This is a genomic window from Streptomyces sp. SID12501 (genome assembly GCF_010550245.1).
In the GTDB taxonomy this organism is placed as follows: domain Bacteria; phylum Actinomycetota; class Actinomycetes; order Streptomycetales; family Streptomycetaceae; genus Streptomyces.
Genome location: NZ_JAAGLU010000059.1, coordinates 1 through 24,715, shown reverse-complemented (window position 1 = coordinate 24,715; position 24,715 = coordinate 1). Strand labels below are relative to the sequence as shown.

General features: G+C 69.9%; 28 protein-coding genes and 2 pseudogenes. 14 read left to right on the top strand and 16 right to left on the bottom strand.

The features are described 5' to 3' along the window. Positions 1–62: 62 nt before the first annotated feature. From G3I71_RS41765 to G3I71_RS41755, 3 genes are all read right to left on the bottom strand, one after another. Positions 63–932: a calcium-binding protein gene (locus G3I71_RS41765; protein ID WP_164323564.1), complete on the bottom strand. Its 870-nt coding sequence runs from the start codon at positions 930–932 to the stop codon at positions 63–65. 125 nt (positions 933–1,057) lie between these two features. After that, positions 1,058–1,498: a hypothetical protein gene (locus G3I71_RS41760; protein ID WP_343243242.1), complete on the bottom strand. Its 441-nt coding sequence runs from the start codon at positions 1,496–1,498 to the stop codon at positions 1,058–1,060. 43 nt (positions 1,499–1,541) lie between these two features. Beyond that, positions 1,542–1,775, bottom strand: a complete 234-nt coding sequence (locus tag G3I71_RS41755) for a hypothetical protein (protein ID WP_164323563.1) — start codon at positions 1,773–1,775, stop codon at positions 1,542–1,544. Positions 1,776–2,117: 342 nt separating this feature from the next. On the opposite strand from G3I71_RS41755, the gene G3I71_RS41750 reads away from it, so the two are divergent. Then, positions 2,118–2,375: a hypothetical protein gene (locus G3I71_RS41750; protein WP_164323561.1), complete on the top strand. Its 258-nt coding sequence runs from the start codon at positions 2,118–2,120 to the stop codon at positions 2,373–2,375. Between the two features lie 56 nt (positions 2,376–2,431). Here G3I71_RS41750 and G3I71_RS41745 read toward each other — a convergent pair whose 3' ends face one another. From G3I71_RS41745 to G3I71_RS41735, 3 genes are read right to left on the bottom strand one after another with little or no spacing between them, the layout of a single operon-like run. Beyond that, positions 2,432–2,641, bottom strand: coding sequence for a DUF397 domain-containing protein (locus G3I71_RS41745; RefSeq protein WP_164323559.1), 210 nt, complete (start codon positions 2,639–2,641; stop codon positions 2,432–2,434). Further along, on the bottom strand, positions 2,638–2,838 hold the full coding sequence (locus G3I71_RS41740) for a DUF397 domain-containing protein (RefSeq protein ID WP_164323557.1): 201 nt from the start codon (positions 2,836–2,838) through the stop codon (positions 2,638–2,640). The genes G3I71_RS41745 and G3I71_RS41740 overlap by 4 nt, the downstream gene beginning before the upstream one ends. Positions 2,839–2,846: 8 nt before the next feature. Beyond that, complete coding sequence (locus G3I71_RS41735; RefSeq protein ID WP_164323555.1) at positions 2,847–3,698, bottom strand: helix-turn-helix transcriptional regulator; 852 nt, start codon at positions 3,696–3,698, stop codon at positions 2,847–2,849. 226 nt (positions 3,699–3,924) lie between these two features. On the opposite strand from G3I71_RS41735, the gene G3I71_RS41730 reads away from it, so the two are divergent. Further along, entirely contained in the window at positions 3,925–4,380 is a 456-nt protein-coding gene (locus tag G3I71_RS41730) for an ATP-binding protein (protein WP_164323553.1), read from the top strand. A 179-nt stretch (positions 4,381–4,559) separates the two neighbouring features. Here the strand turns inward: G3I71_RS41730 and G3I71_RS41725 are convergent, their stop codons facing one another. From G3I71_RS41725 to rsmI, 7 genes and pseudogenes are all read right to left on the bottom strand, one after another. Further along, positions 4,560–5,198 (bottom strand): hypothetical protein, encoded by a 639-nt coding sequence (locus G3I71_RS41725; protein ID WP_164323551.1) that lies wholly within the window; start codon positions 5,196–5,198, stop codon positions 4,560–4,562. Positions 5,199–5,399: 201 nt separating this feature from the next. Continuing rightward, positions 5,400–6,758 (bottom strand): resuscitation-promoting factor, encoded by a 1,359-nt coding sequence (locus G3I71_RS41720; RefSeq protein WP_164323549.1) that lies wholly within the window; start codon positions 6,756–6,758, stop codon positions 5,400–5,402. 103 nt (positions 6,759–6,861) lie between these two features. Next, positions 6,862–7,740, bottom strand: coding sequence for a TatD family hydrolase (locus G3I71_RS41715; RefSeq protein ID WP_164323547.1), 879 nt, complete (start codon positions 7,738–7,740; stop codon positions 6,862–6,864). Positions 7,741–7,906: 166 nt separating this feature from the next. Then, the gene (locus G3I71_RS41710) at positions 7,907–8,440 is read right to left on the bottom strand and encodes a hypothetical protein (protein ID WP_164323545.1); all 534 of its coding nucleotides are present in this window, start codon (positions 8,438–8,440) and stop codon (positions 7,907–7,909) included. A 198-nt stretch (positions 8,441–8,638) separates the two neighbouring features. Then, positions 8,639–8,810 (bottom strand): annotated as a pseudogene (locus tag G3I71_RS51815) (IS5/IS1182 family transposase); the annotation flags it as partial. Between the two features lie 249 nt (positions 8,811–9,059). Beyond that, entirely contained in the window at positions 9,060–9,467 is a 408-nt protein-coding gene (locus G3I71_RS41705; RefSeq protein ID WP_164323543.1) for a hypothetical protein, read from the bottom strand. A gap of 176 nt (positions 9,468–9,643) precedes the next feature. Beyond that, on the bottom strand, positions 9,644–10,537 hold the full coding sequence (gene rsmI, locus G3I71_RS41700) for a 16S rRNA (cytidine(1402)-2'-O)-methyltransferase (protein ID WP_164323541.1): 894 nt from the start codon (positions 10,535–10,537) through the stop codon (positions 9,644–9,646). A gap of 62 nt (positions 10,538–10,599) precedes the next feature. Here rsmI and G3I71_RS41695 point away from each other — a divergent pair, with 62 nt between their 5' ends. The 3 genes from G3I71_RS41695 to G3I71_RS41685 all read left to right on the top strand — a co-directional run bounded on the left by G3I71_RS41695 (position 10,600) and on the right by G3I71_RS41685 (position 15,855). Next, positions 10,600–12,339: a phospholipid carrier-dependent glycosyltransferase gene (locus G3I71_RS41695; RefSeq protein WP_164323539.1), complete on the top strand. Its 1,740-nt coding sequence runs from the start codon at positions 10,600–10,602 to the stop codon at positions 12,337–12,339. A 99-nt stretch (positions 12,340–12,438) separates the two neighbouring features. Next, positions 12,439–14,070 (top strand): penicillin-binding transpeptidase domain-containing protein, encoded by a 1,632-nt coding sequence (locus tag G3I71_RS41690; protein ID WP_164323537.1) that lies wholly within the window; start codon positions 12,439–12,441, stop codon positions 14,068–14,070. A 96-nt stretch (positions 14,071–14,166) separates the two neighbouring features. After that, on the top strand, positions 14,167–15,855 hold the full coding sequence (locus tag G3I71_RS41685) for a penicillin-binding transpeptidase domain-containing protein (protein WP_164323535.1): 1,689 nt from the start codon (positions 14,167–14,169) through the stop codon (positions 15,853–15,855). Between the two features lie 22 nt (positions 15,856–15,877). Here the strand turns inward: G3I71_RS41685 and G3I71_RS41680 are convergent, their stop codons facing one another. Then, a complete protein-coding gene (locus tag G3I71_RS41680) occupies positions 15,878–16,234 on the bottom strand; it encodes an SsgA family sporulation/cell division regulator (RefSeq protein WP_164323533.1) in 357 nt (118 codons plus the stop codon). A 149-nt stretch (positions 16,235–16,383) separates the two neighbouring features. Here G3I71_RS41680 and G3I71_RS41675 point away from each other — a divergent pair, with 149 nt between their 5' ends. From G3I71_RS41675 to G3I71_RS41635, 9 genes are all read left to right on the top strand, one after another. After that, a complete protein-coding gene (locus tag G3I71_RS41675; RefSeq protein ID WP_164323530.1) occupies positions 16,384–17,451 on the top strand; it encodes an energy-coupling factor ABC transporter permease in 1,068 nt (355 codons plus the stop codon). Position 17,452: 1 nt separating this feature from the next. After that, a complete protein-coding gene (gene cbiQ, locus G3I71_RS41670; RefSeq protein WP_164323528.1) occupies positions 17,453–18,214 on the top strand; it encodes a cobalt ECF transporter T component CbiQ in 762 nt (253 codons plus the stop codon). Continuing rightward, positions 18,202–19,035: an energy-coupling factor ABC transporter ATP-binding protein gene (locus G3I71_RS41665; protein WP_164323526.1), complete on the top strand. Its 834-nt coding sequence runs from the start codon at positions 18,202–18,204 to the stop codon at positions 19,033–19,035. Before cbiQ ends, G3I71_RS41665 begins: the two co-directional genes overlap by 13 nt. Before the next feature lie 25 nt (positions 19,036–19,060). Then, the gene (locus tag G3I71_RS41660) at positions 19,061–19,573 is read left to right on the top strand and encodes a MarR family transcriptional regulator (RefSeq protein WP_164323525.1); all 513 of its coding nucleotides are present in this window, start codon (positions 19,061–19,063) and stop codon (positions 19,571–19,573) included. Positions 19,574–19,793: 220 nt separating this feature from the next. Next, positions 19,794–20,198: an organic hydroperoxide resistance protein gene (locus G3I71_RS41655; protein WP_203732796.1), complete on the top strand. Its 405-nt coding sequence runs from the start codon at positions 19,794–19,796 to the stop codon at positions 20,196–20,198. An 80-nt stretch (positions 20,199–20,278) separates the two neighbouring features. Beyond that, on the top strand, positions 20,279–21,487 hold the full coding sequence (locus G3I71_RS41650; protein WP_164323579.1) for a serine hydrolase domain-containing protein: 1,209 nt from the start codon (positions 20,279–20,281) through the stop codon (positions 21,485–21,487). A gap of 207 nt (positions 21,488–21,694) precedes the next feature. Further along, positions 21,695–23,164 (top strand): metallophosphoesterase family protein, encoded by a 1,470-nt coding sequence (locus G3I71_RS41645; RefSeq protein WP_164323523.1) that lies wholly within the window; start codon positions 21,695–21,697, stop codon positions 23,162–23,164. 77 nt (positions 23,165–23,241) lie between these two features. Next, positions 23,242–23,688 carry a GNAT family N-acetyltransferase gene (locus G3I71_RS41640; protein WP_164323577.1) on the top strand — a complete coding sequence of 149 codons (447 nt, stop codon included), beginning with the start codon at positions 23,242–23,244 and terminating at the stop codon, positions 23,686–23,688. A gap of 58 nt (positions 23,689–23,746) precedes the next feature. Beyond that, a complete protein-coding gene (locus G3I71_RS41635) occupies positions 23,747–24,151 on the top strand; it encodes a RidA family protein (RefSeq protein ID WP_164323521.1) in 405 nt (134 codons plus the stop codon). A gap of 24 nt (positions 24,152–24,175) precedes the next feature. Here the strand turns inward: G3I71_RS41635 and G3I71_RS41630 are convergent. Next, positions 24,176–24,316: pseudogene (locus G3I71_RS41630) on the bottom strand (EamA family transporter); the annotation flags it as partial. Positions 24,317–24,382: 66 nt separating this feature from the next. Continuing rightward, the coding region (locus tag G3I71_RS41625) for a tetratricopeptide repeat protein (RefSeq protein WP_164323519.1) at positions 24,383–24,715 on the bottom strand (333 nt) is incomplete at its 5' end.

Here is a 24,715-nt window from a genome sequence, read left to right as displayed (position 1 = left end):
CACCGCGCGGAGCACGCCCGGTGGTGCGGGTGCGGGGCCGGGGAAACGGCCGGGTCTTTCTGCTAGTTCTGATACACCTTGTCGTTGCCGGGGCCGCCCGAGAGCCTGTCGTTGCCCGGACCGCCGTGCAGGACGTCGTTGCCGCTGTTGCCCCACAGGACGTCGTTGCCCCGGTCGCCGTACAGGCGGTCGTTGCCCCTGCCGCCGTAGAGGTTGTCGGCGCCTGAATTTCCGCGCAGGATGTCGTTGCCGTCGCCGCCGTCCAGGCGGTTGCTGGTGGTGTCGCCGGTGAGCGAGTCGTTGCCGGCGTCGCCGTAGCACGCGGAGCACCCGGTCAGGACGTCGTTCCCGGCTCCGCCGCGCGCTCCGTTGCCCCGCTGCTCGCCCCCGCCGACGGTGCGGTCGTTGCCGTCCTGGCCGTAGAGCTCGGTTTGGCTGTTGCCCACCAGCACGTCGTTGCCCTTGCCGCCGTAGATCGTGCTGTACGCGTAGTTGTCGGCGGCGATCGACACGGTGTCGTTGCCGTTGCCCAGGTCGATGTAGTAGTCGTCGGTGAAGTCGGTGCCCACCGGGACGTGGACCGCGCAGCGGGCGACCGTGCGGTCGGTCGCCGACGGGTACACGCACTCGTAGTGTTCGGCCGCGCTGCTGTCGATGGTGATGGGGGCGCGGTCGCGGAAGGTGAGGATGTAGTAGGCGTCGTTCCCACCGTCGCGGCTCTCGAACTTCATCGAGACCGTCAGCCGGTTCGTCTGGCCGGCCTCGTCCTTGTACCAGAGGTCGTGCTCGCCGTTGCGCGCGACGTCGCTCAGCGTACCCGCGTCCGGAGTGGCCGCCTGGACGGCGGGAGCCGTGAGCGCGGCTGCGCCCAGGACAAGGGTGAGAGTGAGGGCGGTGGTTGTCGCGGTGGCGATCCTTCTCCGTGTACGCATGCCGAGCAGCCCCTTCGCGGGAGTGGTGCCGTGGGTTTCTGATTACCCGTTAGACAGCGCACCCGGGGCTGAGGTTGTACGCCGGAGCGAACCGGCGCCGCCCTGGTCGAGCTGGATCGCGCTGATCACCCTGCACGGCAGGGTCTTCGCGTGCCCAAGGACGCTGCCTGCGGCCTGGCCCGCCCGGGCTTCGTCACCGTCGCGGTGCGCGCCCCGCGGCCGACCGCCCGCGGATGCATGGCCAGCAGCGTCTCGCCGCTGGCGTCCGGAGCGGTGGAGTGCAGCATGACCTGTGACTTCGTCGCCCGGATCTCCACCAGCTGGCGCGGGCGGACGCGACGGGCGGGCACCGAGTAGAGATTGCCGCCGAAGGCGACCAGGCAGTCCTTACCGACTGGCCGCAGGTGCCGCTCGGCCACCGGATACGGAGTCGGCGGCAGCGGTTTGAGGGCCGCGTGCTCACGGGCCGCCCGCTCGCCGATGACCTCCCGGTGCGTCTTGTGGATCTCTCCTGCTCGACGGGCGTATACCCGCCCCTCTGCGCATACCTCATGATCCCGTCGCACCGCAGGGATCACGAACCGTCACGACCCCGCAGGCTCTACGAGTTCAACCTGAGTAGCGGGTCGTGATCTGGACGTGCTCCGGCGTGACCGGCGTGACCGCGAGGATGGTCAGCGCCTCGGGGAGGGCGTTTCGGTAGGCGTCCGCGATGTCGCCGGGCGGGTCGTCCGGGACCTCTCCGAGTTCGCCGGAGCAGATGGCCACGAGGCCGATGACGTAGAGGTAGTCATCGCGATCGGCGGCGGGAAGCCCGCGCGCGATGGTGACGATGTGAGGCACCGAGGCGTAGGCGGCCGGCCAGGCGGTGCCCTCGGAGCACAGGTACGGTCACAGGTCGTTGAACCGCCCGGCGGCCGTGGGGTGAGCCACCAGGTATCGCAACTCGTCCTGGACGCCGCCCACGCCGAACTCACCTCGCGGGGGCGGAATTCACCCCGGACCCTGGCTGGTGACGCGTCGGCGCAGGAGGTGCAGCAGCGGGGTCTGCCTGCGGGCGGACCTCCGTCGTGTTGCCAACCTGATTGAGTACAGACCGAGTTGGAGGAGGCTGAGCGCGGGACGAGGTGAAGCTCCTGGTTGGATGGGTTGGCGACATGTACCGGCGAACGAAGGATGGATCTCATGGGAACGACACAGGGCGTGCCGGTGGGGCACGAGGACATCCAGGCCCCCTCGGGACGGACCAGGTGGTGGGTGGTCGCCCTCATCCTGGGTCTGCCGGCACTTCTCATCATCGGCTTCTTCGCCATGGTCGCGATCTGGGTGCTGGCCGACGACTCGTCCGAGGCTGAGCAGCGGCCTCCCCACTCTCTTCAGGTGAGCGTGGGAGACCCATGGGCCGGAAGCACTCCTACCTCGTCCCGGACATCGACGATGTGACACCGGGGCTCTCTTCGAAGTCCTCACCCCGCGTCGCCAGTGAGGGACGCACGAGTTCAGGGTGCGGAAGTGGCTTTACGGGTGGGCGACTTGACGGACTCGACGAAGGGGGCGAAGGCGACGGTCGGGAAGGTGAGGGTGCCGTAGGCGGGGTCCTTGGAGTCCCGTACGGCTACTCGGGCGCGGTGGTCTGCTATTTCGACGCAGGAGTCGCCGTCGCCAAAACTCGAATAGGACGACTTCCGCCAGGCACCGAGAGTGGTCACTGGGGGCACCCCGTGGGTGACTTAAGCGCCTCGACAAAACAGGCGAAGGCTCCAGTCGGGAAGGTCAGAGTCGCTCGGGCCGGGGTCTTGGAGTCGCGGACGGCTATGAGTGCGCGCGAGTTGGCGATCTCCACGCAGGAGTTACCATCGCCCCCGCCGGAGTAGGACGACTTCCGCCAGGTGCCGAGGGTGTCCATGGAATGCCTCACAGCTCCTTCGCCAGCCTGTGGATGAGTTCTCGCGACCGTTCGGGGTCGAGCGCCACCCCCTCCACTCTACGGAAGTGCGTTCGGAAAACGCCGAGTTGAGCCTCGGAGTCAATGAAGACCGCGCCGTGGGGGGCGTCGCGTACCACGGTGTCGAGTTTCGCGACGGCACCACCCACGTACACCATGGCGCTTCCGGTGTCGGCGAAGCTGTCCAGGTCGAAGGGGATGACGCGCACGGTGATGTGTTCGGCGTCGGAGAGTTCCAGAATGCGGGCGAGCTGGACCCGCATGGCGGCACGACCGCCGACTTTGATCCGCAGCGCTGCCTCGTGGATCAGCGCTTGGTACGGGGCTGGCTGAGGGCCCTCGAAGATGACGCGCCGCTGCATTCGATGCCGGACGCGCAACTCAAGCTCGCTCTCGGGGAGTTCCGGAACGCGGCTCGAAAAGAGCGCGCGTGCGCAGTCCTCCGTCTGGAGCGGCCCAGGGATGTGCAGAAATTCCACGTCCCACCGGTAGTTGGCGTGGTACTCCAACTCGGACAGGTCGAGGAACGACGTGGGCAGCAGGCCCCGGTACTCCTCCCACCAGCCGTGCGTCCGGTCGGTCGCCATCGCCACCAAGGCTTCGATCAGCTCGTCGTCCGTACAGGAGTACTGGGCCGCGAGCCGTCGTACGCGATCCTCGCTCACGCCTGCTGTGCCGAACTCGATCTGGCTGATCTGGGCCGAGTCGGTACCGAGAAGCGCGGCGGCTTCAAGCCCTTTGAGGCCCGCGGCCTCGCGCAGTTTTCGCAGCTCGGAACCCAGACGTTCCTGGCGTGCCGTGGCCTGCTTCCTGCGTGCCATGCGTTTCTCCTTGCACCCAACCGCCCTGGAGCCAGGACCTCATTCGAGGGCAGATTACGACAACGACTTGCGTGGTCCCAAATTATGGCCCTACCTTCAGTGACGCGACGCACACCCTGCGGAACGCCGGGACCCCCGGAAGCGCACCACTCCGTCCTGCCACGACGGCTGCGGCATGCCACCACCCGCCCGACCGCGACCCCCACCACCGAACGGGAGTTGACGCATGCCTGAAAACGATGCCGAACCCGAGTTCACGTCCGACCCCGAGTCCTGGGAGTACTCCCTCTACATCCCCAACGACCTCCGAGCCGTCACCGTCAGCCGCCGCACCCCCCGCCTCATCCTCACCATGCACGGACTGATCGGCCTCGTCGACGTCGCCGAACTCCTCGCCAGCGAGTTGGTGTCCAACGCCGTACGGCACACCAAGGGCCCCGCCGCCCTCCGCGTCCGCTGGTCCGCCGGTGTGCTGCGCATCGGAGCCTGGGACGCCGACCCCCGACCGCCGGAGCCTCCACAGGAGTTGGGGCAGCTCATCGAGTCCGAGGACGGGGGGCGCGGGCTCGGAATAGTGCGGGCCTGTTCCGATCTCTGGGGGTGGCAGCCGTTGTCCCGGTTCGGGAATCGCGGCAAATTCGTGTGGTGTGAACTCGCCGCCGGTGTCAGCGCCTGCGCATAGGTCCAGCTATAGATCGTGATCTTGTCGGTCGCGGCAAGGGAGAGACGAAGTCATCGACACACAGCCCCTTCGGCACCGTCCAAGACGGGTCCGTCAGCGCCCTCACCACCCGGCGTACCGTCAGCTCGATCAGCACCGGCCGCACCACCCACCCACGGGCCCGGCGGTGAGCGGAGGTCCTACGCCCCTCCGGCGAACGGATTGCCGTTCCCGGGAAGCCGCCCGTCCGGCGGAACGTACCGTATCCGCCCGCTCTGTTCGGTCACCGCCGTGAACCCGGCGGCCTTCAGCCGGGCGACCTGCCTCGCTCTGTGGCGCCGGTTGATGACGAGCACGACGGGCACGCAGGCGATCAGCGCCACCCAGATGATGCCGGAGGCGACCAGGGCGTTGGTGTCCGTGCCGAGATGGAAGGCGATGCCCACGGCCGACGTGCTGAAACTGACACTCGTGAGCACCATCAACTGCTTCTCGGTGTATCTGGCGGCAAGGTCGAGGTCTATGCAGGTCTTGAGGAGCTCGACCTCGTCGGGCACGAGCGGCGGCAGGGTGCCTCCGTCGCCTGCCTGCGGGTACCGCGCCCGGTTCTGCTCGGCAAGTGCCTGGGCCTGTGGGCTGGGGTCGGGCACGATCAGCAACACCAGCCCGTTGCCCCGTGGCCGACCGCCCTGCCGTACGTCCGCGTACTTGTACCCGAACTGCCGGGCGATGAAGGAGAGTTGGGCGAATTTCTTCACGGTCGCCATGGCGTTGGTGACCTCGACGGGCTCCCCGCTTGCCATCTGCCGCAGCATCTTCCGCGCATGCCGGTTACTCACCTGTCGCCTCCTCGCGCACAGTGCGGGCGGTCTTCCATATCAGCATGCTCATGCCGAGCAGAGGCTGAACCGCTCCGACACCGCCTCGCCAGTCGCCTGCAGCGCCGTCATCTCCCGCGTCTCGCGACTATCCGTGCGCTTGCCGATCATCAGCTGCCGGCGTGCGAGCGGAAGCCGAAGCCGAAGCCGCCGATAAGTGACTCACCCATGCAACCGCACCCCACAATGCGGCCAAGGCCCCGCCCCCCGCTTCACATACAGCCTCTTCGCGCGGAACGTCTGTTCCGTGGCCGTCGCGTCCTGCGGGCGCCCCGCACCGCCCAGGCTCTGCCAGGTCTGCGTGTCGAACTGGTACAGACCCCCGTAAGTCCCTGACGGGTCCACCGCGTTCGGGCGGCCCCCGGACTCGCAGGCCGCCAGCGACCCCCAGTCCAGATGGTCCGCCCCCTGCACCGACGTCGGCATGGGCTTCGAGCCGACCCTCACCAGCTGGGCCCGCGGCTCGCGCACCACCTCCGTACGCACCCGGCGCGGTTTCTGCTTGACGCCGTTGACCGCGCGCAGGGCGAAGGTGACCCGGCGCAGGCCCGGGCGGCCCGCCTGGTCGACGACCTCCGTGCCCTTGAACAGGGACGCGTCCTGGGTGCGCCGCACGTCGTAGGGGATCGCCTCCTCGCGTACCTCCTTCGAGCCCGTCACCCGCAGCACCGTCACGGTCTGGCCGTCGCGCGGGAAGCTCGCGGGGGCCACCGAGATGGCGTCCTCGCCTCGGAGCGTGATCCCGGCCTCCTCCACCGCCTCGGCGACCGTCGCCGTGTTCGTACGGATCGTGCGGGCCCGCCCGTCCGCCATGATCGTCACCGTGCGCTCGGTGCGGACGTCGATGGTGAGTCCTTGGCGGCCGATCTTCTGGGAGCGCGCGAGCGACAGGTACGCGCCCTCCGCGCGCACCCCGAACTCTCTGAGTGCTTCCTCCACCGTGGGTGCTGTCGTCCACACCTCGCGCCGTTCACCGTCCAGAGTGATCCGTACGGGTCGCCCGTAGTGGACGCGGACCTCGTCGCCGCTGGCCAGTGCGGTGCCCGGCGCGGGGGCTACGACGTCGTGGGCACCGACCGCGACCCCCTCGTCGGCCAGCAGTTCGGTCACGTCGTCGGCGAAGGTGTGCAGGGTGCGCGGCTTGCCGTCGACACTCAGCTCGATCGCCTTGTCCTTGGCGACGAAGGCCGTCGTACCGCCCGCGAGGAACGCCACGACGAGCGCCTGCGGCAGCAACCGGCGGATGACGTCGGGCCGTTCGGAACCCTTGCGGCGCCTGGCCGCCCGCCCCTCCCGGGCCCGTCCACGGGCCGCCTGCTGCCGCCGGGGCAGCGTGGGCGTCATCGGCGGCTCCGGGGGCGCCGGGGGCTCGTAGGCGGGCCGGTAGGTGTCCTCGTACGGCGCCCTGTACGGCACCCCGTACGCCACCGTCTCGGCGTTGTGCGGGTCGTACGCCCCGTAGGGCGACGGCGGTTGTGGCCCGCTGACGGGGCTGTACGTCTCGTACGGCGAACTGCTCACGACGACACGCTCCAGGTTCCGGCGACGGGCACCAGAACCTAGCGGAGCGGCCGTCACTCTCCAAAGCGACGCGGCTACCGAGCGTCAACGCACGTCAGTGCTGTCAGTAATCGAAGGCGCGTGCGGTGTTGGCCGCGATGGCCGTCGCCAGGGTGTCCTCGTCGATGCCGCGTACGTCGGCCATCGCCCGCAGGGTGATCGGGATGAGGTAAGGGGCGTTGGGGCGGCCCCGGTACGGCGCCGGCGTGAGGAAGGGCGCGTCCGTCTCGACGAGGACCAGCTCCAGGGGGGCCACGGCGAGCGCGTCGCGCAGTGGCTGGGCGTTCTTGAAGGTCATGTTGCCGGCGAAGGACATGAAGTAGCCGCCCGCCGCACAGAGTTCGGCCATCTCCGCGTCGCCGGAGTAGCAGTGGAAGACGGTCCGCTCGGGGGCGCCCTCCTCCTTCAGCACCCGCAGGACGTCTGCGTGCGCGTCCCGGTCGTGGATGACCAGCGCCTTGCCGTGCCGTTTGGCGATCTCGATGTGCGCCCGGAAGGACCGCTCCTGGGCCGCCTTGCCCTCGGGCCCGGTGCGGAAGTAGTCAAGTCCCGTCTCCCCGACGCCCTTGACCTGCGGAAGCCCGGCGAGCCGGTCGATCTCGGCCAGCGCCTCGTCCAGGGCGGCGTCTCCGCCGGGGACCCTCGCTCCCTGCCGGGACCAGCCGTCCGGATCTCCGTGGACGATGCGGGGGGCCTCGTTCGGGTGCAGGGCGACGGTCGCGTGGACGGATTCGTACGTGGCCGCCGTCTCGGCCGCCCAGCGGGAGCCCTTGATGTCGCAGCCGACCTGGACGACCGTCGTCACCCCGACCGACGCGGCCCTGGCGAGGCCCTCCGCGACGGTGCCGGACTGCATGTCGAGGTGGGTGTGGGAATCGGCGACCGCCACCCGAAGGGGTTCGGGCAGCGGCGGCGCGGAGGCGGCTTGGGACTTGGCAGACATGCCCCGATCCTACGAAAGAGTCCCGCGAGAGGGGTTGCCCGCCCGTCCGGATGAGCCAGGGCCCCGCCCTTGAGCTCCCGCGACGCCGGGCCCCCGCCCCTGCGCCGGCGGCGACCCAGGGGCGGCGCCGGTCCAGGGGCGGCGACCCCGACGATCGACTGGAGCGTCAGCCGTTCCAGACCTTGATGTAGGTGACAGCGTCGTTGAGCGTGTTCCCGACGTAGGAGACATTGCCGGTGAACGAACCATTGCCCCGAGGGCCGGAGAGGTACGACTTGTTGCAGCCGCTGAGCACTTGGAAGGAGGACAGGTTGTTCGACCACCAGGTGCTGGGATTGAACGCGTAACCGGACGCGTTGCAGTTACCGTCGTAGCCGTAGATCCGGTCGTACACGCCGCCCCAGGCCGAATGCTCCGACCAGATCATCAGTTCCGTCGCCGCCGCGGCCGAAGGCGCCGCGCTCTCGGCCTGCGCGGCCGCCCCCGCCCCCGTGAAGCATGTGTGCGAGCGCACCGCGGAGGCCTTTTCCCCGGCCTTCACACCGCTGATGACCGTGACGCAGTGAGTATCGGAGGTTCCGTCCACAGCGAAGGCGGGGGAGCCGACAGTGGTCAGGCCGGCCACGGCGGCCAGCACGCCCAGGGTGCTGGCGGCTCTCGCCGCAAAGCTTCCGCGGCGGCGCATAAATGGTGTAGGCATCGGGCTTCTCCTCATGGTCATGTTATTGATGAGGGATGCCGCTCCCAGCAAAGGTGCGACTAAACGCGCTTCACGGACATAACGTCCAATATCCGTAAGAACTGTGCTGTGAAGCGCGGTTGATGTGACGGTATGCCACTCGCAGACCGTGCTGTCCCTGACAATTATCAGGGTTCCTTCGCCCGCTCCAGCGCGGTCACGGTGAGCCGTCGCCCCGGCCGACAGGCCGCTGTCGCAGGCGAGTTGGGCCAGCCGAGTGCCGTCGAGGAACCAGCGCCGGACGAACACCGCCTGCGGGAAGCAGCCCAGCGAACGACGACCCTTGCGAGCACCTGGCCGCGACGCGGTGATCGCGCGGCAGCCCGGCCAGGCACCCGGCGGTGGACCACTTCACATCGAGCACGGAGGTGTCCGTGACCCTGACCGACACGTAAGGCCCCTCGGTCAGAACAATCCGTCGCAAGATCGTTCCTACCAGGGGCCTTACGTCTGACCGGACTTGGGGACCACAGGGGCCGCAGCGCCAGCATCGCGATCGCAGTGAGCGCTGGACCAGGACCGCCGAGGAGATCCTTGACCACCTCACCCGCTTCTGCCGACGAATCTCCGGCGCGGGGCGCTAACTCGCCTTGCGGTGGAACGGGTGCAGGAGATCCGAGAGGTGCCAGTGGTGGTCTTCCTTCGGCGCCCCGGGCTCCCCCGGCTCACCGGAAGCCGTTGCGGCCGCCGGTACCGCCTTGGGTGCCGAGCGCTGCCTGTGCATCGAGTTCTGCACCGACGACACCTGCCCCGCCCGCATGATGCGGACGACATGGCCGTCGCAGTTCTGGCAGGTGGGCCGGGTCAGCGGGGATGGTACGACGCGGCCCTCCGCCACGTACATGACCATCTCGCCGCCCTCGGCGTCGATGTGGTGCTCGATCTCGTACGACTGCTCCCAGCCGTGCCCGCAGCGCATGCAGGCGAAGGAATACGACTCGTGAACGACGGCGGTGGCCGTGCTGCGGTGGCCGGTGATCTCGCTCATGCCAGCTCCTCTTGTCCGCTGGACAAAGGACGGGTGCGTCCTGTGAACCAGTGGACGCCTCCGCCGACGTGAAGGCATCAGACCTGTCGACTGTTGAAGGCGTCTTGGCCATTCCTTGTGGGAACAGCCCGTATCCGAGGTACGGGCTTTGCCTTCCGCCCTTCCACTTTGCCCCCTTATGGCGTGACCGGCGTCGCACTTCCAGCAGGGCCCGCGCCCGCCGCGCCCTCCGCGTTCTTCGCGGCCACCACCGCGTCGAACACCTCCCGTTTCGGCAGCCCCACCTCGGCCGCAACCGCCGCGATGGCCTCCTTGCGCCGCTCCCCCGCCTCTTCACGCACCCGCACCCGCCGCACCAGTTCCTCGGCGCCGAGCTCGCCGCCGTCCTTCTCGGGGGCGCCCTCGACGACGACGGTGATCTCACCCCGTACGCCCGCCGCGGCCCACTGGGCCAACTCGGCCAGCGGACCGCGCTTGACCTCCTCGTACGTCTTCGTCAACTCCCGGCAGACGGCGGCCCGTCGGTCGGTGCCGAACACCTCGGACATGGCGGCGAGGGTGTCGTCGAGGCGGTGCGGGGCCTCGAAGTAGACGAGAGTGCGCCGTTCCTCGGCCACCTCCCTCAGCCTCGACAGACGTTCGCCCGCCTTTCTCGGCAGGAAGCCCTCGAAGCAGAAGCGGTCGACGGGCAGCCCGGACAGCGCGAGCGCGGTGAGGACGGCGGACGGGCCGGGTACGGCCGTCACCCTGATGTCCTTCTCCACGGCGGCGGCGACCAGCCGGTAGCCCGGGTCGGACACCGACGGCATGCCCGCGTCCGTCACCAGCAGCACCCGCGAGCCGCCGAGCAGCGCCTCGACGAGCTCGGGGGTGCGCGCGGCCTCGTTGCCCTCGAAGTACGACACCACCCGGCCCTTGGGCTGCACGCCGAGCCCCTGGGTGAGCCGGCGCAGCCGCCGGGTGTCCTCGGCGGCGATGACGTCGGCGCCCGCCAGTTCCGCCGCGAGCCGGGGTGGCGCGTCCGTGATGTCGCCGATGGGGGTGCCTGCCAAAACCAAGGTTCCTGTCACGTTTCCATCCTCGCAGGGCCCTTCCACGGGACTCACACAGAGCTGTTCCCTACGATGGCGCGGTGACCAGTACCGCGCCCTCCACGGACACCCGGCCCAGCGCCCCCTCGCCAGAGCAGCGCCCGGGGTGGCAGCAGCGGCTGCGCCGATACGGATACACGGCGAAGCCGAGAAGCGATGTCCGGGATCGGCTGGTGCCGCCGTACACCGAGCCGAACCCCCGCCTGTGGGCCACCCTCGGGGTGCCGCCGGCCCTCACCGACCGGATCACGCGCTGGTCCGGCTGGGGCGGCCCGCTGCTGGTGACGCTGCTCGCGGGCGTGCTGCGCTTCTGGGACCTGGGCAGTCCGAAGCGGGTGATGTTCGACGAGACGTACTACGCGAAGGACGCTTGGGGCCTCCTCCACAAGGGCTTCGAGGTCAACTGGGACAAGGACGTCAACGACCTGATCCTGAAGACCGACGGGCACGTGGCGATCCCGTCCGATCCGGCCTATGTCGTGCATCCGCCCGTCGGCAAGTACGTCATCGGGCTCGGCGAATGGATGTTCGGGTTCAACCCGTTCGGCTGGCGCTTCATGACGGCGCTGCTGGGCACCCTCTCGATCCTGATCCTGTGCCGCGTCGGCCGCCGCATCTTCCGCTCCACCTTCCTGGGCTGCCTGGCGGGCGCGCTGATGGCGGTGGACGGCCTGGCCTTCGTGATGAGCCGTACCTCGCTCCTCGACGGCGTCCTGCAGTTCTTCGTCCTCGCCGCCTTCGGCTGCCTGGTCGTCGACCGCGACAAGGCACGGGAACGGCTCGCGGCGGCGCTCCCACCGGACGCGGACGGCACCGTACGACCGGACGCGCACATCGCCCACACGACGCGCTTCGGCGTGCGCCCCTGGCGCTGGCTCGCGGGCCTGATGCTGGGCCTGGCCATCGGCACGAAGTGGAACGGCCTGTACATCCTGGTCGCGTTCTGCGTGATGGCGGTGCTGTGGGACGTCGGCACCCGCAAGGTCGCCGGCGCCCGCCACCCGTACGAGGCGGTCATCAAGCACGACCTGGGCTGGGCGTTCCTGGCCACGGTCCCGGTCGCCGTCCTCACGTACCTCCTCTCCTGGACGGCCTGGATCCTCTCCCCGTCGAACGGCAAAGGCGGCTACTACCGCGACTGGGCCGCGACCGAGGGCAAGGGCGGCGACTGGACCTGGCTCCCCGACTGGTGGCGCAGCCTCTGGCACTACGAGCACGCGGTGTACGAGTTCCACGTGGGCCTGCACACGCCGCACAACTACCAGTCGAACCCGTGGAGTTGGCTGGTCCTGGGCCGCCCGGTCTCGTTCTTCTACGAGTCCCCCGAACCCGGCAAGGGCGGCTGCCCCACCAACGCGGGCGAACAGTGCGCCCGCGAGGTCCTGGCCCTCGGCACGCCCCTCCTGTGGTGGGCGGCCTGCTTCGCGGTCCTGTACGTCCTGTACCGCTGGCTGTTCCGACGGGACTGGCGGGCGGGCGCCATCGCCTGCGGGATCGCGGCGGGCTACGCCCCCTGGTTCATGTACCAGGAGCGCACGATCTTCTTCTTCTACGCGATCGTCTTCCTGCCCTTCCTCTGCCTGGCCCTGGCGATGATGATCGGCGCGATCGTCGGCCCACCGGGGTCGAGCGAACGCCGCCGGGTCGCGGGAGCGGCGGGCGCGGGTGTGCTGGTCCTGCTGATCGCCTGGAACTTTATTTATTTCTGGCCGCTGTACACCGGGACGGCGATTCCCATCGACTCCTGGCGTTCACGTATGTGGCTGGATACCTGGGTGTAGTCACTCTTCGGACAAGAGTTGGGACAGAGACGGAAACTCTCCTCACAGCAGCCCCTCAGGCCACTTACAGTGCATGGGCCAACGGGGAGGGGAACACCCATGCGCAAGGGAGCGAAGGCCGCCATCGTCGGGACCGTGTTCGCGGTGATGGTCGGCGGGGCCGGGTACGGCGCGTTCAACGTCGTGTCCGCCCTCAGCGAGGACAGCGGTACGGAGAGCGTGAAGACCGGGCCGCCGTCGAAGGACGAGATCGCGGAGGCCAGCGAGAAGTTCTTCGCGGCCTGGGAGAAGGGGCAGGCGCAGGCCGCCGCCGACCTCACCGACAACGCCATACCGGCGGCCAACCTGATCGGCGACTACAGCGCGAAAGCGCACATCACCGGCGTGAGGATCACCCCCGGGACGGCCACCGGAGCCACTGTGCCGTTCTCGGTGAAGGCCACGGTGTCCTACCAGGGCAAGAGCAAGCCGCTCGCCTACACGAGCAGCCTGACGATCGTCCGGGGTACGACGACCGGGCGGGCGCTGGTCGACTGGAAGCCGTCGGTCCTCCATCCCGGCCTCAAGGTGTCCGGGGACCGCCTGATCACCGAGCAGGCCACGAGCGCGCCGATCGAGGCCACGGACCGGGACGGCAAGGTCCTGACGAAGGAGAAGTACCCGTCCCTCGGGCCGGTCCTCGACACCCTGCGGGCCCGTTACGGCGACAAGGCGGGCGGTACGCCCGGCATCGAGCTGATGATCCAGCACGCCGACGCCGAGACGGCCGACACCTCACTGCTGACTCTCTCCGAGGGCACCCCGGGCAAGGTGAGGACAACGCTGAGCGCGAGCGCGCAGGCCGCCGCCGAGCAGGCGGTGCTGAAGTTCTCCGAGTCCTCCGTGGTCGCCGTACAGCCGAGCACCGGTGAGGTGCTGGCGGTCGCCAACCACCGTACGGACCAGTTCAACGCGGCCTTCGAGGGCACGCTGGCGCCCGGCTCCACGATGAAGATCATCACGGCGGCGATGCTGATCGACAACGGCGTGACGTCGATGAACGGCCCGGCGCCCTGCACGCAGACCGCCATCTGGCAGAGCCAGACCTTCAGCAACCTCAAGGGCATGGCACCGAACGAGAACGCCACCCTCGCAGGCGACTTCCTGCGCTCCTGCAACACCGGTTTCATCAAGCTGATCGACGGCACCGACGCGAACCCGCTCACGGACGAGTCGCTGACGACCGAGGCCCAGGAGCGGTTCGGGCTCGGGCGGGACAACTGGAAGACCGGGATCGCCTCGTTCGACGGCAGCGTCCCCGCCTCCCCCGGCCCGGACCGCGCGGCCAACGCGATCGGCCAGGGCCAGGTCCAGATGAGCCCGCTGAACATGGCGTCGGTGACGGCGACGGCGATCACGGGCGAGTTCCGGCAGCCGTACCTCGTCTCGCCGGACCTGGACAACCGTCAGCTGGCGGAGGCGAAAGGGCTGCCGTCGAGCACGTCCGCGCAGCTCAAGGAGATGATGCGGATGACGGCCACTCAGGGCACCGCGACGCAGGCCATGGCAGGCCTGAGCGGTGACATCGGGGCGAAGACGGGGTCCGCCGAGGTGGACGGACAGGCCAAGTCCAACAGCTGGTTCACCGGATTCCGGGGCGACATCGCGGCGGCGGCCATGACCCAGGAGGGCGGCCACGGTGGCGACGCGGCCGGGCCGATTGTCGCAGCCGTGCTACGGACAGCTGGCTGAACTCACCCGCACAGTACGGGACTCTAGGGTGGTCGTTGTCGTTGAGGTGGATGAGGGCAACGGGGACCCTGAGGATTTCGCGGAGGTTCGAGAGCTGTGGGCAAGAGAAGGCGCGTCACCGAGCGACAGAGCGCACCGAGGACCAGGCCCGCCGTGATCGGCGGGATGATCGCCGTGGTCGTCGGCGGCGCCGGTTTCGGCGTCTACGGGCTGTACGGCGGCGGAGCGGCGGCCGAGGACGGCTCCTCGACGGCCACTTCGGCCGACCGGAAGCCGTCGGTGCCGTCGGGTCCGGTGTCGGCGACCCAGGTCAAGGCGGTCGCCACGCAGTTCCTGACGGCCTGGCAGTCGGGCAAGGTCGCCCAGGCGGCAGCCGCGACGACGGATACGACCACGGCGGCCACCAGCCTCCTCACCGGCTACACCAAGGACGCCCACATCACCGGCGTGACGATCACACCGGGCACGGCGACGGGTGCCAAGGTCCCCTTCTCGGTCAAGGGCACGGTGACGTACGGCGGCACGAGCAAGCCGCTGGCGTACGAGAGTGCCCTGACCGTGGTCCGGCGTACGTCCGACGGGAAGCCGCTGGTCGACTGGCACGCGTCGGTCGTCCACCCCGACCTGGCCGACGGCGACAAGCTCCTCACCGGGGAGTCCGGCACCCCGCCGATCAAGGCCGTCGACCGGGACGGCGGTGAGCTGACGCTCGCCAAGTACCCGTCGCTGGGCACGGTCCTGGACAGCCTCAGGGAGAAGTACGGCAAGAAGGCCGGCGGCAAGGCGGGCATCGAGCTCCAGGTCGTACGCGGTAAGGCGTCCAAGGCGGCGAAGTCGGCCGACAAGACGCTGCTGGAGCTGAGCAAGGGCACACCGGGCACCGTGAAGACGACGCTGAGCCCGAGTCTGCAGGCGGCGGCGGAGGCACAGGTCGCGAAAAAGCCGAAGGCGTCGGTGGTGCTGATGCGCCCGTCGACGGGCGAGATCCTGGCGGTGGCGAACCAGTCGCACGGCTTCAACACCGCGTTCCAGGGCTCGTTGGCGCCGGGTTCGACGATGAAGGTCATCACGTCGTCACTGCTCATCGAGAAGGAACTGGCGTCGCCCGACAAGGCGCACCCGTGCCCGAAGTACTCGACGTACGGCGGCTGGAAGTTCCAGAACGACGACGAGTTCGAGATCAAGGGCGGCACGTTCAAGGCGAGCTTCGCGCGGTCCTGCAACACGGCCTTCATCAGCCAGGCGAAGGAACTCGACAACGACAGCCTGACCAAGCAGGCGCAGCAGGTGTTCGGCCTCGGCATGAACAACTGGGCGGTCGGCGTCTCGACCTTCGACGGCTCGGTGCCGGTGCAGTCGCAGGCGCAGATGGCGGCGTCGCTGATCGGGCAGGGCGGGGTGCGGATGAACCCGCTGAACATGGCGTCGGTGGCGGCGACGGTGGAGTCCGGCGTGTTCCGGCAGCCTTATCTGGTCTCGGCGGACGTGGACGGCCGTACGTTGGCGAAGGCCTCCCGGACGATGTCGTCGTCGACGCTGTCGCAACTGCGGGAGCTGCTGCAGTACACGGCGGCGTACGGAACGGCGGCGGAGGCGATGGCCGGTCTGGGCCCGGACTACGGAGCGAAGACGGGCTCGGCCGAGGTCGACGGCCAGGACAAGCCGAACGGCTGGTTCACGGCGTACCGCGGAGACCTGGCGGGCGCGGGCGTGGTCGTGTCCGGCGGCCACGGGGGGAGCACGGCGGGGCCGATCGTCGCGGCGCTGTTGAAGGCGGGTTCCTGATCCGGGAGGGGCGCGCCCGGCGTCAGCCGGCAACCCGCGCCCCCGCCGTATACGTACGCCGCAAGAACCTCGTCAGCGTCTTCGTCTCGAACTGCACCACCGACACACCCCCCGCCGAGTGGAACTCGACCACCGCCTGCACCCGCCCGCACGGCCACACCCTCACCTCCCCCGACCCCACCGGCGCCCGCAGCCCCTCCTCCAGGAGGGAGCGCGAGAACGTCCACTCGTGCGGGCCGGGCAGACCGATGCGTACCGCGCGCGGATCCGCGTCCGGGTCGTAGCGCAGGACCACGGGGACCGCGTCGCGGTCGTCGCCGTAGTCGTCCGGGGTGGCCGTGACGATATGGGCTCGCGCGTACTGCTCGACTACGGACATCGGACGGCCCCTTACGCTGCGTGACCTGTGCAGAAGCTATGAATCCGCTTCCGCTTCCTCTCCAATGTCGCATGTTTTCCCAAATATGCAGCAAACTGCTTTCCCATCGCTCTTGCGAGACGTTCGCAACAAGCCACTATCATCGAACGGTGCATGTGCCTGATGGATTCATCAACGCCCCCGTCTCCGTAGCGGCCGGAGTCGTCGCCGCCGGCGCCGTCGCCGTGAGCCTGCGCGGCGCCCGGCGCGAACTGGACGAACGGATCGCGCCGCTCGCCGGTCTGGTGGCCGCGTTCATCTTCGCCGTGCAGATGCTGAACTTCCCGGTCGCGGCCGGGACCAGCGGACATCTGCTCGGCGGCGCACTGGCCGCGATACTCGTGGGCCCCTACACAGGGGTCCTGTGCGTGTCCGTCGTCCTGCTCATGCAGGGCATCCTCTTCGCGGACGGCGGCCTCACCGCGCTCGGCGTGAACATCACGGTCATGGCCGTCGTCACGACGGTCGTCTCCTACGCCGTCTTCCGCGGACTGGTGAAGGTGCTCCCCAAGAAGCGCCGTTCGGTCACCGTCTCCGCCTTCGTCGCCGCCGCGCTCTCCGTGCCGGCCGCCGCTCTCGCCTTCACGCTCGTCTACGCGATCGGCGGCACGACGGACGTACCGATCGGCCGGGTCCTCACCGCCATGGTGGGCGTGCACGTCCTGATCGGGCTCGGCGAGGCCGCGATCACCGCGTTCACGGTCGGCGCCGTCATCGCCGTACGACCGGATCTCGTGTACGGCGCCCGCGGCCTGCGCCAGAAGCTTCAACTGCGGGTCGGCGGCGAGCTGGTGGACGCGGCACCCGAGCAACCGATCCCGGTGGCCACCCCCTCCCACCGCACGCGCAACGTCTGGCTCACCGGCCTCGCCGCCTCCCTCGTCCTCGCCGGCGGCGTCAGCTTCTACGCCTCCGCCAGCCCCGACGGCCTGGAGAAGGTCGCCGCCGACAAGGGCATCGACGCCAAGGCCGAGGACCACGCCGCCGCCGACTCCCCGCTCGCCGACTACTCCGTCGAGGGAATCACCGACGGCCGCCTCTCCGGCGGCCTCGCCGGCGTGATCGGCGTCGGCGTCACGATCGTCGCCGGGACCGGCGTCTTCTGGGCGGTGCGCAGGCGCCGTACCGACGAGGACGTCACAGCGAGCTCGGCCGCCACCCCGAGCGCGAGCGTCTGACATGGGCGCGGGCCACGCCCACCGGCTCTACCGGCACGCGCACTCCCCCGTGCACGCGCTGCCGCCGCACACCAAGCTCGCCGCCGCGTTCGCCTTCGTGATCGTGGTCGTCTCCACGCCCCGGGAGGCGGTGTGGGCCTTCGCGGTGTACGCCGTACTGCTGGCGGCCGTGGCCCGCGCCGCCCAGGTGCCCGCCGCGTTCCTGCTCAAGCGGCTGCTGATCGAGATCCCCTTCGTCGCCTTCGCCGTGCTCATGCCGTTCGTGGCACAGGGCGAGCGGGTGGAGGTGCTGGGCATGTCGCTCAGCGTGGGCGGCCTCTGGGGCGCCTGGAACGTGCTCGCCAAGGGCACCCTCGGCGTCGCCACCTCCGTACTCCTCGCCTCCACCACCGAACTCCGCGAACTCCTCCTCGGGCTGCAACGCCTCAAGCTCCCGCCGCTGCTCGTGCAGATCGCCTCGTTCATGATCCGGTACGGCGATGTCATCGCCGACGAGATGCGGCGGATGCGGATCGCCCGGGAGTCACGCGGGTTCGAGGCGAGCGGAGTCCGGCACTGGGGGGTACTGGCGAAGTCCGCCGGGGCGCTGTTCATCAGGTCGTACGAGCGGGGCGAGCGCGTACATCTGGCCATGGTGAGCCGGGGGTACACCGGTTCCATGCCCGTCATCGACGAGGTGACCGCGTCCCGCGCGCAGTGGTCGTACGCCTTCGCCCTTCCCGTCGCCGCACTCGCCGTCTGTCTGCTGGGATGGTCACTGTGACAACCTCGCCCTCGCCCTCACCCTCCCTCTCCCACTCCCTCTCTCCCTCGCTCGAAGTGGCCGGGCTGGCCTACGCCTATCCCGACGGCCACCAGGCGCTCTTCGGCGTCGACTTCTCCGTCGGGCGCGGTGAGCGGGTGGCGCTGCTCGGGCCCAACGGGGCCGGTAAGACGACGCTCGTGCTGCACCTCAACGGCATCCTCACCGGGGGCGCGGGGACGGTCACCGTGGCCGGGATGCCCGTCGGCAAGCGGCACATGGCCGAAATCCGACGCAAGGTCGGGATCGTCTTCCAGGACCCCGACGACCAGCTCTTCATGCCGACCGTCCGCGAGGACGTCGCGTTCGGGCCCGCCGCCGCGGGGATGAAGGGCGAGGAACTGGAGCGGCGCGTCCGTACCGCCCTCGACCTGGTCGGCATGGCGGACTTCGCCGGCCGGCCGCCGCACCATCTCTCCTTCGGACAGCGGCGCCGGGTGGCGGTGGCGACCGTACTCGCCATGGAACCCGAGATCCTCGTCCTCGACGAGCCGTCCTCCAACCTCGACCCCGCCTCGCGCCGCGAACTGGCCGACATCCTGCGGTCGTTGGACGTCACCGTCCTCATGGTCACGCACGACCTGCCGTACGCCCTGGAGCTGTGCCCGCGTGCGCTGATCCTCAGCGAGGGCGTCATCGCCGCCGACGGACGCACCGGCGACCTCCTGGCCGACGACGACCTGATGCGCGCCCACCGCCTGGAACTGCCCTACGGTTTCGACCCGCGCTCCGTCCCCGCTGCCTCCGCCGCCCCCACGGTCCACACCGCCCGCCCCACGTGACGATGGACACGTGGACAATGGTCGCGTGATCGAACAAGAGGACGCGCACAACGACACATACGGTCCCGGGTCGCCGCGCCTCGACGACCAGTTGTGCTTCGCGCTGTACGCGGCCCAGCGCGCGGTGACCGCCGCCTACCGCCCGCTCCTGGAGGAGCTGGGGCTCACCTACCCGCAGTACCTCGTGCTGCTGGTCCTGTGGGAGCGCGGCGAGATGACCGTGAAGGAGCTGGGCTCCGCCCTGTGCCTCGACTACGGCACGGTATCGCCGCTGCTCAAGCGGCTGGAGACGGCGGGACTCGTCCGTCGGGAGCGGTCGGTGCTGGACGAGCGGTCGGTGTCCGTCCGCGTCACCGGGCGGGGCGCGGAACTCCGGGAGCGCGCGGCGCTCGTACCGGGTGCGCTGCTCGCGGCGACGGAGCTGAGCGGGGGCGAGGTCGCACGGCTGCGGGGCGAGCTGCGGGAGCTGGCGCACCGGGCACAGGGGGTGGCGGACCGGTCCCGGTCCCGTTCGAACTGGGGTCAGCCACCGACCTGAGGTTGCCGACGGCTCCTACCCCCGGGTAATAGAAATCCCTACCAGCCGGTACCTTGTGCACGATGTAGTTGCGCTCTTCGCAGTATCTGCACATGTTCCCGTTGTCCGCTTTGGGGGAGGTTCTGCCGTGACTGACGCCGGTATCGACGTCGAGGTCCGTACCGAGGCCGGTATCGAGGCCAATACCGAGACTCGTCCGGACAGCCGTCCGACGAAGATCATGTACGTCGCCGAGGCCACCGCCCACGGCGGCCGGGACGGCGATGTCACCAGCCAGGACGGCCAGCTCGCACTGAAGGTGGCGATGCCCCCGCAGCTGGGCGGCGACGGCAACGGCACCAACCCGGAGCAGCTGTTCGCGGCCGGTTACAGCTCCTGCTTCCACAACGCGCTGGTCCTCGTCGGCCGCCGCGAGGGCTACGACCTGACCGGTTCCACTGTCGCCGCGAAGGTCGGCATCGGCCCCAACAAGCAGCGCGGCTACGGCCTCGCGGTCGCCCTGAGCGTCTCGCTGCCGATCCTGGACCAGGACATCGCGTCGAAGCTGGTGGACGCGGCACACATGGTCTGCCCGTACTCGAACGCGACGCGGGGCAACATCGATGTGACGATCATCCTGGGCTGATCCTCCGGTTTCCTTCTGGGCCGAGGAATCGAGAGCGGGTAGGTGCGCGTTACATCGGCGTGGACCTGGTGGACTTGAACATAGACGTGAACGGCGTGGTGGCCGAGGGCTTCGAGCCGGTCAGAGACGCGTTCGTACGGAACTTCGCGACCGGCGGCGAGCGCGGCGCCGCCGTCACCGTGTACCGGGACGGGCGCCGGGTCGTCGACCTGTGGGCCGGAGTGCGGGACTTCGACGGGGATGCGGAAAACGCCGGGTCCGGGTCCGGCGCGGCGCCCTGGGAGCACGGCACCGCGCAGATCGTGCGCTCGGCGACGAAGGGTGTCGCCGCCGCCGTACTCCTGATGCTGGCCGAGCGCGGCGAGCTGGACCTGGACGCTCCCGTCGGCGAGTACTGGCCGGAGTTCAAGGCGGCGGACAAGGAACGCGCCCTCGTACGGCACCTGCTCTCGCACCGCGCGGGCGTCCCGGTGCTCGACCGGCCCCTCACGCCGGTGCAGGCGGCCGACCCCGCCCTCGGAGCCGCGGCGGTCGCGGCTCAGGCGCCGGCCTGGGAGCCGGGAACGGACCACGGATACCACGCCCAGACGTACAGCTGGCTGACGGGCGAGCTCGTACGCCGGGTCAGCGGGCGCCCGATCGGCGACTGGGTCGCCACCGAGATCGCCGGGCCGGCCGGCCTCGACCTGTGGATCGGACTGCCGGCGACGGTGGCTGAGGCAGGACGCGTGGGCCGGGTGGGCCGGGCCCGGACACCGAAGACAGCGGGCCCGGGCCTCAGAACCCGCCCCAAGCGGTCCGTCGCCGACGCCTACGCCGACCCGGACTCCCTCACCAGCCGCGCCTTCGCCGCGATCACCCCGCTGCCCGACGAGAACGACCCCGCGTACCGGGCCGCCGCCCTCCCCGCCTCCAACGGCATCGCCACGGCCGACGGACTCGCCCGCTTCTACGCCTCCCTCATCGGCCAAGTCGACGGCGGGACCCGCCTGTTCACCCCGGCGACGGTCGAACTGGCCCGGCGCGAGCAGTCGGCGGGCCCGGACCGCGTCCTGGTCATCGGCACCCGCTTCGGCCTCGGCTACATGCTGCATGGCAGCGCCTCGCCGCTCCTGACCCACGGCTCCTTCGGCCACCCGGGGCGCGGCGGCGCGCTCGGCTTCGCCGACCCCGGGTCGGGCATCGCGTTCGGGTACGTGACGAACGGCTTCCGCAAGAGCGTGACGGCGGACGGACGGGCGCAGGCGTTGGTACGGGCGGTGCGGGGAGTGGTGGAGCCGGGGCTGTAGGGCGCGGCGTCCGTTGTGTGACGTTCGTCGCGATCGCCCCGGGTGCGGGATGTGCGCCCACCCTCAGTCGTACCCTTCAAGAACCCCCGCACCGACCGCACCCGACGACATCCGACCGCACCGACGCCAAGGAGTTGTCGTGCCCCATACCTCCGGCCGCCCCCGCCTCCACGGCAGCCGTTAACGGGCAACGGGCACGTTCCGATCATGCGCTGCTGTCTCTCCGCTCCCCTCGCCGCCCTGGCGGCGTTCCCCGCCCCCCGCGACCTCGTCCGATCCGGCGCGCTGCTCACGCCCGCCGTCCTGCGGTCCGCGCTCGCCGCGCGCCAGGAACGCGTCACGCGCGCCGACGTCGTGACGGCCCTCCACCTGGAGCTGGTCACGCTCACCGAGGACCGCGCCGTCATCACCTGGTACACGGTCGTGCCCGGCACCGACGACGGATTCGGCCACCTGGTCCCCGCCGTCACCGAGGGCGAGGTCGTGTACGGCACCCACCCCGCCCACCTCGACCGCACGGCGTCGGAGGGTCACCCGACCGCCCACCACTACGTCGAGCTGACGGACCTGGAACCGGGCCAGACGTACTACTACCAGGCCCGTTCGCGCGGCCGGGCGGCCACCCCGACCCCCCTGCACCTGGTGCGCGGCAACGCGGTGGGCACCTCACTGCACGGCCTGGGCTCGCACGGTGGCCCCTACTCCTTCACGACCCCGCAACCACCGCCCGGCCGCCACCTCCTCTCCATCGCGCTCTGCAACGACCTGCACCTCGGTGAGACCACGGCGGGCCGGGTGGCGGGCGTGCCGATGCTGCGCGGGGTCTCGCAGCGGCCCGGCCTCGACCCGTACCCGGAGATCATGAGCCGGGCGATGGTCGAGGAGGCCCACCGGCGCGGGGCGGACGTCCTGCTGGCGGCCGGGGACATCTCGGCGGCGGGCGCACCCCGGGACCTGGCCGAGGCCCGTCGCATCCTGGACGGGTTCGGCACCCACGGACGGGACTACTTCGTCGTACGAGGCAACCACGACCGCCCGAGGCACCCCGACGACTCCTTCCGCGACGGATTCCTGGGCGGCGCCGACGGCCCCGGTTACTTCGCGCGCGACCTGGGCGGTCTGCGCCTGATCGGCCTGGACACCTACGAGAAGAACGGCAACGGCGGCGACGCGGGCGGGCTGAGCGCAGAGCAACTGGCTTGGCTCCAGACCGACTTGAGGCGTGACCGGGACCAGCCGACCGTCGTCTTCGGCCATCACCCGCTCACCACACGGGACTCGGTCTTCCCCATGGGGCGAGGTCAGCGCCTCGACCGCGGCCAGGCCCGCTCGATCGTCGACGCCTACTCCGCCTCCCCCGGTGTCTTCCTCCACCACGCGGGCCACACCCACCGCAACAAGCGCACGGTCCTGACGGGCGCGCCGCACGTCACCCAGCAGGAGGTCAGCGCGGTCAAGGACTACCCGGGCGGCTTCTGCCTCCTGCGCGTCCACACCGGCGGCTACGCCCTCAACTACTACAAGAACAGCAGCGTCCCGGCCCGCGCCTGGGTCGAACGCAGCCGCCTCACGGCAGGCGGCCTCTGGCCCCACCACGCCCTCGGCCGCTCGGTGACCGACCGCAACAGCATGCGCCTCCACGACCTGTCCGGCGTACGTGCTTACCTGCGCGCGTGACAGCCGACAGCGCCCCGCAGACAGCCTCTTTCCATATCCGCCCCCGCACGGAGGCCGACCTCGACGCCTGTGTACGGGTGCTGGCGACGATCCACGAGCAGAACGCGTATCCCCTCAACTGGCCGACCGACCCGGCCACTTGGCTGACCCCGCGCTCGCTCCTCGCGGTGTGGGTGGCGGAAGAGTCGGTCGGTCAGGGGATCATCGGCCACATCGTCCTTTCCCGCAGCGAGGAGGACGACGCGTCGGCGTCCCTGTGGAACCGGGGCCCGACGGCCGTGATCAACCGTCTGTACGTCGATCCGGCGGCCCGGGGCCGGGGAATCGGCGCGGCGCTGATGACCCGGGCGGTGGCAGAGGCGAAGTCCCGCGCCCTGCACCCCGTACTCGACGTGGCATCGACAGACACAGCGGCGGCGGCCCTGTACGAGCGTCTGGGCTGGACGCTGCTGGCGGAGGTGGAGCAGGAATGGGACCCGGGGCAACGGGTGAACGTCCGCTGTTACGCGGCCCCGACGTCCTGAGCAGGCGCGTGCGACCGCCTGCCGGAATCGCGGGTGCCCGCCCGGCGTTGGCCCCGACATGACCTCCGACCAGCGCACGATCACCAACCCGCCCGCCCTGCACGACCCGACACCCTTCGGCTACAGCCACGCGGTGTCGGCGCCCGGCGAAACCGTCTACATCGGCGGCCAGTACGCGTCCGACGCCACCGGCGCTCCCGTCCCCGGCGACTTCGCGACCCAGGTGGACCTCGCCTTCGACCGGCTGCGCTCCGCGCTCGAAGGAGTCGGCCTCGGCTACGAACACGTGGTGCGGCTCGGCACGTTCATCGTCGACCACGACCTCGACAAGTTGGAGACCCTCGGCAAGGCGCTGCACGCCCGTTTCGGCACCCGGCTCCCGGCACAGACGCTCAGCGGTGTCGCCTCGCTGGCACTGCCGGGGATGCTCTTCGAGGTGGACGCGGTGGCGGTACGCCCATAGACCACCCGGTGCGCCTGGGCTTGTCTATCCGGCGTGCAGCATCAGCCCGATCCCGACGACGAGCAGCCCGGCCGCGGCGATCCTCGGCGCCCCGAACCGCTCCTTGAAGAACACGGCTCCGATGGCCGCGCCAACGATGATCGAAGGCAAGCGCGAAGCCGCGACTATCAGCTGAAATTGGAGCAGGGATAGACCGACCAGACTTCGTAAGAGAGAGCGGCGCCACCGTATTTAGTGACGTGCCAGGTATGCAGCCATGAGGTTGCCGCGGATTCGCAACGTAGTGGGGTGCTTGCCGCCATGAAGGCGGACAGAGCCTGCAAAAGCACGTTCGTACAGCGGGATGGCCCGCCCGAGGTCCCCCGCCGACATATAGGCGCCGGCGAGGTTGCTGCGGGAGGTGAGCGTGTCGGGGTGGTCCTCGCCCAGCATCCGCGCGGAGGCGGTGAGGGTCTGTTCGTACAGCGGGATGGCCCGCCCGAGGTCCCCCGCCGACATATAGGCGCCGGCGAGGTTGTTGCGGGAGGTGAGCGTGTCGGGGTGGTCCTCGCCCAGCACCCGCAC